14 protein-coding genes are annotated in these 12,129 nt (G+C 44.7%); 3 read left to right on the top strand and 11 right to left on the bottom strand.

Going from position 1 to position 12,129, the window contains the following annotated elements; genetic code table 11:
- Positions 1-444, bottom strand: a complete 444-nt coding sequence (locus KJ365_RS02115) for a YaiI/YqxD family protein (protein ID WP_214449953.1) — start codon at positions 442-444, stop codon at positions 1-3.
- On the bottom strand, positions 441-1,829 hold the full coding sequence (locus KJ365_RS02120) for an SLC13 family permease (RefSeq protein WP_502793478.1): 1,389 nt from the start codon (positions 1,827-1,829) through the stop codon (positions 441-443). The genes KJ365_RS02115 and KJ365_RS02120 overlap by 4 nt, the downstream gene beginning before the upstream one ends.
- Positions 1,830-1,961: 132 nt before the next feature.
- On the opposite strand from KJ365_RS02120, the gene KJ365_RS02125 reads away from it, so the two are divergent.
- Both KJ365_RS02125 and KJ365_RS02130 read left to right on the top strand, forming a co-directional pair.
- Positions 1,962-2,588, top strand: a complete 627-nt coding sequence (locus KJ365_RS02125) for a sigma-70 RNA polymerase sigma factor region 4 domain-containing protein (protein WP_214449955.1) — start codon at positions 1,962-1,964, stop codon at positions 2,586-2,588.
- Entirely contained in the window at positions 2,585-3,328 is a 744-nt protein-coding gene (locus tag KJ365_RS02130) for a DUF3307 domain-containing protein (protein WP_214449956.1), read from the top strand. Before KJ365_RS02125 ends, KJ365_RS02130 begins: the two co-directional genes overlap by 4 nt.
- Before the next feature lie 9 nt (positions 3,329-3,337).
- Here KJ365_RS02130 and KJ365_RS02135 read toward each other — a convergent pair whose 3' ends face one another.
- From KJ365_RS02135 to KJ365_RS02145, 3 genes are read right to left on the bottom strand one after another with little or no spacing between them, the layout of a single operon-like run.
- Complete coding sequence (locus KJ365_RS02135; protein ID WP_214449957.1) at positions 3,338-3,478, bottom strand: DUF2256 domain-containing protein; 141 nt, start codon at positions 3,476-3,478, stop codon at positions 3,338-3,340.
- Positions 3,465-5,003 (bottom strand): cryptochrome/photolyase family protein, encoded by a 1,539-nt coding sequence (locus tag KJ365_RS02140; protein WP_214449958.1) that lies wholly within the window; start codon positions 5,001-5,003, stop codon positions 3,465-3,467. The genes KJ365_RS02135 and KJ365_RS02140 overlap by 14 nt, the downstream gene beginning before the upstream one ends.
- Position 5,004: 1 nt before the next feature.
- Positions 5,005-6,477, bottom strand: coding sequence for a cryptochrome/photolyase family protein (locus tag KJ365_RS02145; RefSeq protein ID WP_214449959.1), 1,473 nt, complete (start codon positions 6,475-6,477; stop codon positions 5,005-5,007).
- Positions 6,478-6,552: 75 nt separating this feature from the next.
- On the opposite strand from KJ365_RS02145, the gene KJ365_RS02150 reads away from it, so the two are divergent.
- The gene (locus KJ365_RS02150; protein ID WP_214449960.1) at positions 6,553-7,818 is read left to right on the top strand and encodes a DASH family cryptochrome; all 1,266 of its coding nucleotides are present in this window, start codon (positions 6,553-6,555) and stop codon (positions 7,816-7,818) included.
- Positions 7,819-7,855: 37 nt separating this feature from the next.
- On the opposite strand, the gene KJ365_RS02155 is transcribed toward KJ365_RS02150, so the two are convergent.
- From KJ365_RS02155 to KJ365_RS02180, 6 genes are all read right to left on the bottom strand, one after another.
- Complete coding sequence (locus KJ365_RS02155; RefSeq protein WP_214449961.1) at positions 7,856-8,197, bottom strand: hypothetical protein; 342 nt, start codon at positions 8,195-8,197, stop codon at positions 7,856-7,858.
- 224 nt (positions 8,198-8,421) lie between these two features.
- Entirely contained in the window at positions 8,422-9,600 is a 1,179-nt protein-coding gene (locus KJ365_RS02160; RefSeq protein WP_214449962.1) for a glutathionylspermidine synthase family protein, read from the bottom strand.
- On the bottom strand, positions 9,601-10,218 hold the full coding sequence (locus tag KJ365_RS02165) for a DUF1190 domain-containing protein (protein WP_214449963.1): 618 nt from the start codon (positions 10,216-10,218) through the stop codon (positions 9,601-9,603).
- A 15-nt stretch (positions 10,219-10,233) separates the two neighbouring features.
- Positions 10,234-10,650: a DUF350 domain-containing protein gene (locus tag KJ365_RS02170; protein ID WP_214449964.1), complete on the bottom strand. Its 417-nt coding sequence runs from the start codon at positions 10,648-10,650 to the stop codon at positions 10,234-10,236.
- A gap of 10 nt (positions 10,651-10,660) precedes the next feature.
- A complete protein-coding gene (locus KJ365_RS02175) occupies positions 10,661-11,314 on the bottom strand; it encodes a YjfK family protein (RefSeq protein ID WP_214449965.1) in 654 nt (217 codons plus the stop codon).
- Positions 11,315-11,434: 120 nt separating this feature from the next.
- On the bottom strand, positions 11,435-12,115 hold the full coding sequence (locus KJ365_RS02180) for a PspA/IM30 family protein (protein ID WP_214449966.1): 681 nt from the start codon (positions 12,113-12,115) through the stop codon (positions 11,435-11,437).
- Between the last annotated feature and the right edge of the window lie 14 nt (positions 12,116-12,129).

The raw sequence follows: 12,129 nt of genomic DNA on the forward strand, positions 1-12,129 counted from the left end.
CTAGCGCTGCGCTAAAAGGCGGTCTAGATGATCGGCAAAGACTTTGCGGTCTTTCTGATTAAGGGGCGGCGGCCCCCCGCTTTGAAAACCACTGGCGCGCATGGTTTCCATAAAATCCCGCGTGTTTAAACGGCTCTTTATGGTTTGTTTGTCAAACAATTCCCCTCTTGGAGATAATGCGTTTCCGCCCTTTTCAATTACCTCGTCGGCAAGCGGGATATCAGAGGTAATCACCAGGTCCCCCGTTTCACATCGTCTAACCACTTCATGATCAGCGACATCAAAGCCACTGGGGACCTGTAAGCTCGATATTACGCTGCTCGGTGGTACCCGAATAGCGTGATTTGCGATAAAAATGGTCTGAACTTGCGTGCGCTGAGCCGCTTTGAATAGTATTTCTTTGATAACCACTGGGCAGGCATCTGCATCCACTATAATCTTCATAAAACATGCACCAATAAAACATAGGTAACAAGCCCAAGCATGCTAGATACCGCAAAGCTCAAGACAGCACCCTCCTTTACCATATCCTTTATCTCTATCTCGCCAGTACCGTAGGCAATGGCGTTGGGGGCCGTTGCCACCGGTAGCATAAAGGCGCAGCTTGCTGCCATTGCAGCGGGCACCATTAGAATAGCTGGGTCGACGCCATAGTTTAAGGCGACGAGATACAAAATTGGCATTAACAACGTCGCGGTAGCCGTATTACTGATGATCTCGGTTAAATATGTAACGCTTAGGCATAAAAGTAATAAGGTGATCAACAGCGGATATTCACTAAAGCTAGACAAACCGTCACCAATGACTTGAGACAAACCAGACGCGGTAAAGCCTTTCGCCAGTGCAATGCCTCCGGCAAACAAAAGTAACATGCCCCATGGAATATCAACGGCGGTTTTCCAATCTAATAGCCGCTCACCTCTGCCATTTGGCACCATGAACATTACCACAACGGCGGCTAACGCAACGGTGCTGTCGCCCGCGTTTGAGATCCCCAGAGCATCACTCCATCCACCAAATGGAGCGCTACGCGTAACCCACGCAAGCACTGCCAGACCGAAGACGGCTAATGTTCGTAACTCTTGTACTTCCCAGTTACCTAACAATGGTAAATCTACCGAAAGAGGCCCTTTTAAGTGGCGAGTCAACCATAAGGATATAAGTGGGATGGCTATAATTACGCAAGGAATGCCCACTAGCATCCACCTTAAAAAACTAAACTCCTGACCAGATTGCGCTTCATAGATACCAGCAAAGATAACGTTTGGCGGTGTTCCAATTAAGGTCCCTATTCCGCCTACGCTTGCAGCATATGCAATACCGAGGATCAGCGCGACTTTAAGGCTCTTTTCATCAACTTGTGACAGCACCGCAAGGGCAATCGGAAGCATGATCAGAATAGTCGCGGTATTAGATATCCACATACTCAATAATGCGGTAGCTATCATAAAGCCCAACACCAAGCGTTTTTTGCTGTGTGCGCCAATGGCGTTAACCATAAGTATTGCTAGACGTCGATGCACGCCAGAACGCTCAAGCGATTTCGAGAGCATAAATGCGCCCATCAGTAACAAAATAACGTGACTGCCCAAAGCGGAGCTGGCTTCTTGATGGGTCAACACCCCAAAGATTGGCAGAAGTGCAAAAGGTACAAGAGATGTAATAGGAATGGGAAGCGCTTCAGTCACCCACCATATTACGGTTAACAAGGTAATACCCGCGGTAATGGCGGCACTCTCGCTTAGACCAAAGTGATGTAAGGATATAAAGTAGGTCAATACGCCAATCAACGGACCTATGGCTAAAAAATGCGGTGTTTTTATCATTATAATTATCGGTTTAGGTTTATAAATTGCAAACAATTAACGTTGCTTATTGTTAAAGCAATGCTTTTGGTTTGCGTTATTAGAACTGTTGTGCCATATTGCCTCTAAGTGTTAAGCCTAAGAGGTGCTGTGTCAATGCTTATAGCCGTAGAATCGGGTGATATCGTGCATGCGACTCAATTAGACTCTGTCGACTATAAAGCCGTCATGTCGGTATTAGAAGAACAGCTTTCAGAGCATGCTAAGCGCTTTGGTGCTAAATACGAAATATTTAGGGGCGATGCTTATCAAGTCTACTATCCTGATGCATCGAACGCATTTAGGGCCTCCCTTCTCAATAAATTAAAGCTATTACATTGTTTTGAAGGCAAGCCGGTGCGCCTTACTCAGGCACTGGCATTCGGGCCTGAAACACCATCAACATCGCCCTTGTCAAAAAATATGGGAGAGGTTTTTATAAGCTCTGGCCGCTTGTTAGAAACCACTCGCCGCGCTGACATTTCGCTTAAGTTGCCAGAGGATAATGCGGCGCTTTTGGTAATTGAGGCTTACTTAAACCATCATTTAGCCGGACTCACCCAAAAACAAGCAGAAGTGGTCTATCATTACTTATATGATAATTATCCAGAACAGCATGTTATTGCCGACAAGTTGAATATGACGCGTCAAAACGTTGCAGCACACCTAAAACGCGGAGCTGCGGACTTACTCAAAAATAGTATTGCCTTTTTTACGCAATACTGCGAAGGAAGCCAACTATGACTTTATTCTTGCTCTTACTGCTTGTTCACTTAGTAGCAGATTTTTATATTCAGCGTAAAAGTTGGATTGAGAGTAAGATTAAGCATAAAGAAAAATCCATAGGCCTGTTTAAGCATATCTTAACCCATTTGGGTTTAAACGCAGTTGTGCTCTATGCCTACCTTGGGCTTACCCCGCTTTTCATTATTGCCTTGTTGTTTATCGTGTTGAGTCATTACGCCATTGATATCTGGAAAACCTATCAAGGCTTTTACCTTAAGTCTTTCCTGATTGACCAAGTTGCCCATATTGCTGTCCTAGCCCTAGTAGCGGCTTACGTGGCGCAACCTGATATAGCGAAGTGGCATGTATTTTTAAGCGAGTTTACTACGCCTGCACATTTAGTTGTCATTGCCGTTTTCTTATTCGCTTGGAAGCCTATATCTCTGATTATTCAACTGCTTATGCGTCCTTATACAAATGCAATGAACGAAAATGATAACACCAACAAAGGTCTGCCCTTCGCAGGTGAATGGATTGGAGTGCTAGAACGCTTCTTGGTGATTGCCTTTGTAATGCTCGGGCAGTTTGCCGGTATTGGTTTTTTATTAGCCGCGAAAAGTGTCTTTCGTTTTGGCGACATGCGACGTGAGCAAGACCGAAAGCTCACAGAGTACATTATGCTAGGTACCTTATTTAGTGTAAGCGTGGCCTTTGCGCTTGGTTTACTTGCCAATCAAATGCTTGCGACACTGTCTTAACGCTTAGTGTTAAACTGCGCTTTGTTTGTTGCGCCGGCAACGCTCTGAACAATATTTTACTTCGTCCCAGTTACGCTCCCACTTTTTACGCCAGGTAAATGGAAGCTGACACACAGGGCAGGTTTTTTGCGGCAAATTAGACTTTTTCATTGTTCGCTAGCTTCTCAAAAAATGCCTCAGCGTCTTGTTGCATGTGTGACACCTTCGTTTCGTCCATTTTTTTCAAAGTATTGTAAATCATCCCCATTCTCGGATTCTTCCCGAGTACGTCTTGATGTCGAATTAAGAAGTCCCAATACAGATAGTTAAACGGACAAGCTTGGTGCCCTGTTTTCTCTTTCACGCTGTATTCGCAGTTTCGACAGTAGTCAGACATTTTATTGATGTAAGCACCGCTCGCTGCATATGGCTTGCTTGCCAGTAAACCGCCATCGGTAAACAATATCATGCCGCTGACATTGGGCAGTTCTACCCATTCGTATGCGTCGGCATATACTATTAAATACCATTCGTTTACCTGGTCAGGGTCAAGCCCCGCAAGCAAGGCAAAGTTCCCCAACACCATTAAACGCTGGATATGATGCGCATAAGCGTTTTCTTTGGTTTCTTTTACGCATTGCTTAAGGCAGTTCATCTTTGTCTCTGCGCCCCAGTAGAGATCAGGCAATGCACGAGAGGCAGATAGGTAGTTCTTTTCTTTGTAATCGGGCATCAAATACCAATAAAACCCGCGCACATATTCCCGCCACCCTAAAATTTGGCGAATAAAGCCCTCGACTGAGTTTAGCGGCGCTTGCCCACTTGCATATGCCTGTTCAGCAGCATCCATGCATTCTTGAGGGCTTAATAAACCGGTGTTGATGTAAAAACTTACGTGGGAGTGATACATCCAAGGCTCACCTTCAATCATGGCGTCTTGGTACTGACCAAACTTTGGCAACCTATGCTCAATAAACTCTTCTAATACAACCAGAGCTTGCTTACGTGTTACGGCATAGTGGAAGTCGTCAAGGTCGCCGAAGTGCTCTGAAAAACTATCCTTTACTAATGCAATGACCTCATTGGTAATATCATCGCGTTCAAACACTGTTGGTGATGGAATATCTAAGTTTTTAGGTGCTTTTTCACGGTTTTGATTGTCGTAGTTCCATTTTCCGCCAGTGGGTTGACCAGACTCCATCAGATAATTGTGTTTTTTGCGCATCTCTCGATAAAAGTACTCCATGCGCAGTTGCTTGCGCCCTTCGGCCCAATCGTGGAAAAAGGATTGCTCTGCCATAAATCGATTATCTGGCGTAATCTTAACCGGAATGTTGAGTTCCTCTTCCCACTGTTTAATGTCTTCCAAGAGACGGTATTCGCCTGGTTGAGCAACCGTAACTTCGCTAATGTCATGCTGCCGACAAGCTTTTTTCACTTGTTCAAGCAAACTCCCTGCATTTTCTGCGTCGTCGTACTTGATATAGTCAACTTGATAGCCATTAGCGTCTAGCTGCTGTGCGAAGTGTCGCATTGCCGAGAAAATAAATGCGATCTTTTTCTTGTGGTGCTTAACATAAGTGGCCTCTTGCTTTACTTCGGCCATTAAAATACGGTCTTTTTGCTTATCAATTGACTGGATTGAAGACATATCGAGGCTCAGTTGATCACCGAGCACTAAGCAAAGTTTGCTCATCTTACCCGCCCTTTATGTCATTAAACGCATCTAAAGCACGTAAGCGAGATGCTTTCAAATCCACCAGTGGTTCAGGATACTCTTTGCCAAGCGTAATATTTGCCTGAGACAACACGTCAGAAGGTGCCGCCCACGGTTGATGAATATACTTTTTTGGCATTTTGCTTAGTTCAGGGCAATACTTTTTAACGTACTCCCCTTCTTTATCAAACTTTTCACCCTGCAATACTGGGTTAAATACTCTAAAGTAAGGTGAGGCATCGGCACCGGTACCCGCAACCCATTGCCAACCAGCAGAGTTACTCGCGCTATCGGCGTCGACCAAACAATCCCAGAACCAACGCTCACCATCGCGCCAGTCAATCAACAGGTTTTTGACTAAAAATGAGCCAACAATCATGCGCACGCGATTATGCATGTATCCTGTTTGCCATAACTCGCGCATACCGGCATCTACTATGGGTATGCCGGTTTTACCTTTTTGCCACGCTTTTAAATCGCTTGGTGACTTACGCCATTCAAACTTATCAAACTTACGGTTGAAGTTTTGTGTTTGAAAATCGTCAAAGTGGTATAGCAGATAATACGAGAACTCACGCCAACCTAGTTCGCTGAGGTAGGTATCTACACCTCTTCCCGATACATTGCCTTGAAAGGCGTCATGAATCGCATACCAAGCCTGGTTAGGAGAAATTTGCCCAAAATGTAAGTAGGGAGAAAGTTGCGATGTACCGCGCACAGAAGGCAAATTGCGATCATCAGCATATTTATTGACAGCATTATCGATGAACCAATGTAATTTACTACCTGCGGCCTTTTCGGATACCGTCCATTGCTTGCTTATTGATTCATCCCAAGGGATTGTGGGTAACAATGCTAAGGCTGCAATGTCGTTTTTAGCATTATCAGGCAGGCTCTTATGCAGTGTAACGTTAGCTCTTGCCAGAGGAAATCTAGGCTCTGGCTGATTCAAACAGCCATTACGATAATAAGGCGTAAACACTTTATAAGGCGTTTCGTCTTTCTTTAAAACCTGCATTGGCTCCCATAGCAAAGAACCGTTAAAGCTTTTAACCGTGATATTTTGCTCTTTGAAATACGCCTTTATGGACGCGTCACGCTCTCGTGCCCAAGGTTCATACATGCGATTCCAAAATATGTGGGTTGCATCATACTCAGCTGCAACCTCTTCAAGCACGTCTTTAGGATTGCCTCTTCGCACAATCAGTTTGTTATCAAGGGATTCACTTAGGTCCTCTAACGCATGATGTAACCACCATTTAGACGCACCACCAGGCTGCCCAATGTCGCTGACGGTATCGTCGTCGATATAAACGGGGATAACGTCGCCTTGTTCACAAGCGGCTACAAGGGCTGGATTGTCGTTCATCCGCAAATCTTGTCTAAACCAAATAATGCTTTGGGTCATATAAACGGGTAATCCTTTATGGGGAATTAATTCTTCGAGTTTCATACTAGTAAATCTGATAAATCGATCGGTATTTCTGTGCTGCAATAGTGAAAGCGTACCGTGACTTCTAGGAGCATTATGAAAGCACAAACTAACGGTATTCATTGGTTTAGACATGATTTACGAATTGGCGATAACGAGGCGCTGGCAAAACTTAGCGAAATTGCAGAGCATTCCGTCGGTATTTATGTGTTTGATGAACGATGGGAGCACCTTAATCAATGGGGAGCTTATCATCTCGGCGAATACCGCAGAGCCTTTATCGAAAGTGCTTTGCTTGAGCTACAACAAAAAATGCGCAATTTGGGGAGTGATTTGCTTGTGCTGCAAGGTGATCCCATTTCGCTTTTAAAAAAGCTTGGGGCACATGTTAGCCATATTTCGTACGAATCCCACGCAGGATGGGATGAACGTCAACAAGTACATACTCTGAAGGCCGCATTGCCAGAGTTGACGTTCATTGAAGGCGAAAGTAACTATCTTTATTCGCAAGGAACCCTTCCCTTTACTTTGGAAAACATGCCCGATACCTTCTCACCTACTCGCCGAAAATTGGAAAAGTATACGCAGCCATGTCAACCTTGCCCCAAGATCACAAGATTACCTCCCCCCATAGCTAATCTTCCTGAGTTGACGCATTACGTTTTTGCATCGTCAAGTCCACTTGGTAAGTACTCTGGAGGCGAAACGGCAGCTTTAAAAAGGATTGACGAGTACTTTTGGGGCACCGATGGCATTGCCACATATAAAGAAACACGCAACGGTTTTGAAGGTTGGGACTTTTCTAGTCGCCTTTCCGCATTTTTGGCTAACGGCTGCGTTTCTCCAAGAACGGTACTTGCTAAGCTAAAGGAGTATGAATCACAAAGAGTGGCAAATGATTCAACGTATTGGCTCTTTTTTGAATTGTTATGGCGTGAGTTCTTTCACTTACAACACCTAAAGCACGGTACGGCTTTTTTCGATTACGGTGGCGTTCAAGCAAAACCACCTAATACCTTGTTTGACCCTGTTGCATTTGAACAATGGTGCTTAGGTGAAACTGGCTACGAGATAGTTGACGCAAGTATGCGGCAACTCAACGCCACCGGCTTTATGTCAAACAGAGCTCGTCAATTAGTGGCCAGCTGCTTTGTACATGAGTTAGGACTCGACTGGCGCTATGGGGCGGCGTACTTTGAGCAACAGTTGATAGACTTTGATGTCGCAAGTAATTGGGGAAATTGGCAGTATTTAGCGGGTGTTGGCGCCGATCCTCGTGGTCACCGTCAATTTAATTTAGAAAAGCAAACACAGATTTATGACCCTCACCGCAAATTTATTCAGCAATGGTTGAATCCATAGCGTTTATACTTTGTTTGGAAGGTTTAGTTTCGTTACCTTAATTGAGCAAAGGTGCTTTGATTTTATAGCGCGCAGCACCGTCAGATTCGGTTCGAACAATCACTGAAACACGGTCTCCTTGAGAAAGTCTCATGCCGAACACCGGTGCATTTATGACTGCTCCATCCTCGAGTTTGATTCTTGCAGTCATAAAGGTCACATTGTTACCAGTACGCACACTATTCGTAGTGCCTTGATTTACCTCCATTATTACCCCTGTTGTTTGACTGATAGTCACCTCGCCGGATTGGCGCAACCATAGCCAAGCTCCAATCGTAAGGAGCAGCATAATGATTACGAATATGACCCGATTTCGACGGTAATAATAGGCATATGACATAAATAAATACCCTGAAGTATTAATGCTGAGCATCATAATGATGCCAATCTAATTTCAAAATAACGTTGTTTGACAGCCAGCGCCGGTCTAAAAGCACCTTAAACAACGTGACGATACCTGCTCAATACCCAACAAAGGGTTAACTGTTTTAACTGGTCGCAAACAAATAGAGTAACGATATACGTCTTGCGTTTCGCTAACGCGTCTTTCATCTACCTTAGACCTTACAAAATAATGTGTGGTAAGTATCGAGACATGTCCTGAGTGATGGGTGAAGCATCTTCACGCACTGAGATGCCAGCCGCTTGGTCGTTCACTAACCAAGACCCAATCAAGGTATAGTTATTATTGTATTTTGGCAGCGGCGTAAATGCTTGATAAATAAACCCTTCTTCGCCATACGGGCCATCTGAAGATAAGTCTGTACTGGTTTTACTGAAGACCTCAATATTAGCGCCTTCCCGAGAATATAGCGGCTTTTTAACCCACTTGCTATTGCTGTGCTCAGGTAAATCGAGTAAATGTTTATCAGATTCAAAGAACGCCGGAAGCAGGTTTGGGTGACCTTTAAAGGACTCCCACAAACTCGGCAGTAATGCTTTATTAGAAAGTATGGTCTTCCATATAGGCTCGACCCATGCGGTATTGCTACTAATGGCATAAGGGCCAAATTCATCGCGCTGCATAAATTCCCACGGATACAACTTAAAGCAATGCGATATCACGTTGTCTTGCAAATCGGTGAACTCACCATTAGCCCCTAGCCCAATATCCTCAATATACACAAAATATGTCGTGAGGCCCGCCTCTTTTGCGCAATCTTGCAAATATTGCACGGTTCCTCTGTCTTCAGCGGTATCTTTACAGCATGCAAAATGCATGTAGCTTATCTGATAATAATTCGCGATCACTTTGAACTGGTTAACAAGCTTTTCTTGAAGTGAGTTGAATTGGTCGGCACGTGTGCTCAAAACTCGTTTATCGACGTTATTTTCAAGCCACAGCCACTGCCAAAAACCAGACTCATAAAGGCTTGTAGGTGTGTCTGCGTTATTTTCAAGGAGTTTTGCGGGAGATTTCCCGTCATAAACAAAGTCTAAGCGGGAGTACAATGAAGGTTCTTTTTGCTGCCAAGATGTTAGCACTGCATCCCAATAAGCCTCTGGAATAGCAAATTTGCGCAACAGTTCGTCGTTGTTGGCAACTTGATCAACAATGTGCAGACACATTTGATGAATTTCTTCTGTCGGCGCTTCAAGGTCGCGTTCGATTTGCTCTAGGGTGAACTGATAATAGGCGGTTTCATCCCAATATGGTTCGCCATACATGGTGTGAAACAAAAAACCGTAGTCTTTTGCCATTTGCTGCCAGTTTTCTCTGGCAGCAATTTCGAGTCGAAGCATTTAGCCGCCCCACCCCTTACTTCTGCTGCTGCCCCAGTTGGACTTAGCTCGTACGCTACTACCAAAACCTCCACGAGATATCGTACGCGTGACTGCTGGCTTTTTCTCAAACGCCCCAGACCGAACTCTGTGATTACGCTTTGAAATGTCGCCAATATCCATACCGTCTGCCGTCGTCCAGCGGTAACGATAGGGTGAGGAACGCGAATACGAGGTAAACATTGGCTGATAATAAGGACGTGGAGACATCATATTACCAATCATGTAACCCGCCATAAGCGGCATAAAGAATGAACCACCACCACTGGAATACTGCCGGCATTGATTTGCACCAAACTCGTGTTCACAATCCGATGCGGTATTATATTTAGGTGCAGTGCGGGCGGCCTCTTCGAGGGCCTGCTGATACGCTATTTCACACTTTGCTTGCATGTCTGGGAAGGTATCGGTGCATTCATCTAAGTTGGTAAATACAATGGCCTCTTCTCTTGAGCCTGAACATGCACTGAGCATGATGCCCGCCACGCCCACTGCGAGGGGCTTTAATGCAAACGATTTACGCATTTTTGCTAAATCGATAAACCGACTGCGCTTTTGATTTGCTTGGTTAGTTTCCATGTAGGTTGTACTCCTTTAATAAGTCATACAAGCTGCGTTAATCATACCTACCGCAACAGACATAGCGCCGAGCATAATCCCAGCAGATACTTCGTTATTCTTTATGCGTTCGGCAATTTTCGGCATGAACGTGAATCTTAACAAGGCGAATGCAAGTAGCTGCGCGACAATTGCAACCACGCCCCAAATAACATAATCGATTAAAAATTCTGAGTTACTGACTGCACCTGCTAATGCAATGCTAAAACCAATCATCGCTCCGCCAAAGCCAATTGCAGCGGCAGTACTTTTTTCTTCTTTGACTAATTGCCACTCATCATGAGGGGTAACGAAGGCATACACCACTTTAAAAACAAAGAATAGCGCGATAGAAATCGCAAAATAAAGCGCAAAGTTACCTAAGCCCGCAATTGAATCCAATACTGCATCCATTATCTTATCCTCAACCGTTTATTGTTATATCCGCAGGGGTAAGATCAAAACCAGTGCTTAAGACAAAGCATCGGTCGTGATTGTTCCCTACAATTTTCTCTTCACCTGCCACGAGCAGCGCTTCAAACTCATCTTCACCAATTTGTCTTTCATAAAGCATCACAAACTGATCGGTAGTACTAATATCATCATCTTCTTCGTAGGTAGTTTCGGTCATCGCAACCGGTGGTGACTTGTCTCCAAGGGCATCCCATACCCTGACAAAGGTATCACCGTCGAGCTCAAAACTTGGCTTTGAAATTCCGTTCTCAATCAAGCTTTGCCATTGTGCGTTATCACCGACGGTTTTGGTTTCCCAAAAATACCATAGTTTTACATCGGTTATGTGGTTTTCTGATTCGCCACCATCGGTCACAACCTGTAAGAAAGCATCATCGTCAGTGTAGAATCGAAACATCGTGCCGCCAGTATCAAGCGCTACTTTTCCGACCGCCTGGATAATGTGCTTTGAGGCTGCACCACTGATTTTCAGCTTTGGTTCGCTTAGTTTGAGTTTTAGCGCATCAAGTTCAAAAGAGCCGCCTAAATATAGCCCCATAATTTCGGGCGCATTTGGCTGGTGCGCTTTTTCTTCTTCTTTCTTACCGAATAATTTACTAAACATGCATGTCACCCTGAGATTTTGAGACTCTTTGTTGGCTAAATGTGATGTAAAATGTACCAATAAAAAACGCCAGCACCAATAGTGCCAGCGTTCTTTTACAATACTTTCATGCGTTACGCGTTACTTCCCTAAGATTCGCGCAAGCTCATCATCAGCGCTCGCCTTACCGCCTTTTATACCTGCACCGGCAAGGCGCTTTTCGAGGTCGTCGGTGGACTCACTTTGCGCTAATTCTTCTGCTGCTTCTAATTCAGCGCTGCGCAAATTTTGCTTCTCTTGGATGCGTGCCAACGATTCAGTTGCCGTTTTCATTTTGCTGTTCGCACCTAAATGGCTTGATGACACAGCAACCTGAGCGCGCTGAACAGACTCAGTTGCTTTGACCATATCCACCTGCTGTTCTAAACGACGTAAATTGTTTTTAGCCTGGCCAATGTTCGCAGCAAGTTGCTTTTCAGACTGCACAAACTGGTCTAAATAGCTCTGCTCGGTTTCTAATTGACCTTTTAGCTCGCTGACGCGCTGCGCGCAATCCAGTGCGAGTTGACGATCGGTATCAATCGCTTTGCGAGCATGCTCTTCGTATTCGGCAATAGATTTGTTCAAGCCGTCGACTTTTTGCTGAGCGAGTTTGCACTTTGCTAAAATTTGAGTACGTGCGTGATCAGACTTACGTAACTCTTCTTTTGATTCTCTAATTTCTTGCTCAAGGATTTTAATGGCTTGCGTATCTACAACAGCCTGCGCCGCTTCATTTGCGGAACCTTTAACAGCAGTAAATAATTTTTTCCAAACTGACATGGTTATCTCCGGTT

It is taken from the genome of Glaciecola sp. XM2, assembly GCF_018595715.1.
Classification (GTDB): Bacteria; Pseudomonadota; Gammaproteobacteria; order Enterobacterales; family Alteromonadaceae; genus Glaciecola.

Excerpts from the sequence above, each read along its gene's own strand:
- KJ365_RS02180 (WP_214449966.1), bottom strand. The coding sequence starts at position 12,115 with ATGTCAGTTTGGAAAAAATTATTTACTGCTGTTAAAGGTTCCGCAAAT.
- KJ365_RS02140 (WP_214449958.1), bottom strand. The coding sequence starts at position 5,003 with ATGAGCAAACTTTGCTTAGTGCTCGGTGATCAACTGAGCCTCGATATG.
- KJ365_RS02165 (WP_214449963.1), bottom strand. The coding sequence starts at position 10,218 with ATGGAAACTAACCAAGCAAATCAAAAGCGCAGTCGGTTTATCGATTTA.
- KJ365_RS02130 (WP_214449956.1), top strand. The coding sequence starts at position 2,585 with ATGACTTTATTCTTGCTCTTACTGCTTGTTCACTTAGTAGCAGATTTT.
- KJ365_RS02145 (WP_214449959.1), bottom strand. The coding sequence starts at position 6,477 with ATGAAACTCGAAGAATTAATTCCCCATAAAGGATTACCCGTTTATATG.
- KJ365_RS02135 (WP_214449957.1), bottom strand. The coding sequence starts at position 3,478 with ATGAAAAAGTCTAATTTGCCGCAAAAAACCTGCCCTGTGTGTCAGCTT.
- KJ365_RS02160 (WP_214449962.1), bottom strand. The coding sequence starts at position 9,600 with ATGCTTCGACTCGAAATTGCTGCCAGAGAAAACTGGCAGCAAATGGCA.
- KJ365_RS02150 (WP_214449960.1), top strand. The coding sequence starts at position 6,553 with ATGAAAGCACAAACTAACGGTATTCATTGGTTTAGACATGATTTACGA.
- KJ365_RS02170 (WP_214449964.1), bottom strand. The coding sequence starts at position 10,650 with ATGGATGCAGTATTGGATTCAATTGCGGGCTTAGGTAACTTTGCGCTT.
- KJ365_RS02175 (WP_214449965.1), bottom strand. The coding sequence starts at position 11,314 with ATGTTTAGTAAATTATTCGGTAAGAAAGAAGAAGAAAAAGCGCACCAG.
- KJ365_RS02115 (WP_214449953.1), bottom strand. The coding sequence starts at position 444 with ATGAAGATTATAGTGGATGCAGATGCCTGCCCAGTGGTTATCAAAGAA.
- KJ365_RS02125 (WP_214449955.1), top strand. The coding sequence starts at position 1,962 with ATGCTTATAGCCGTAGAATCGGGTGATATCGTGCATGCGACTCAATTA.
- KJ365_RS02155 (WP_214449961.1), bottom strand. The coding sequence starts at position 8,197 with ATGTCATATGCCTATTATTACCGTCGAAATCGGGTCATATTCGTAATC.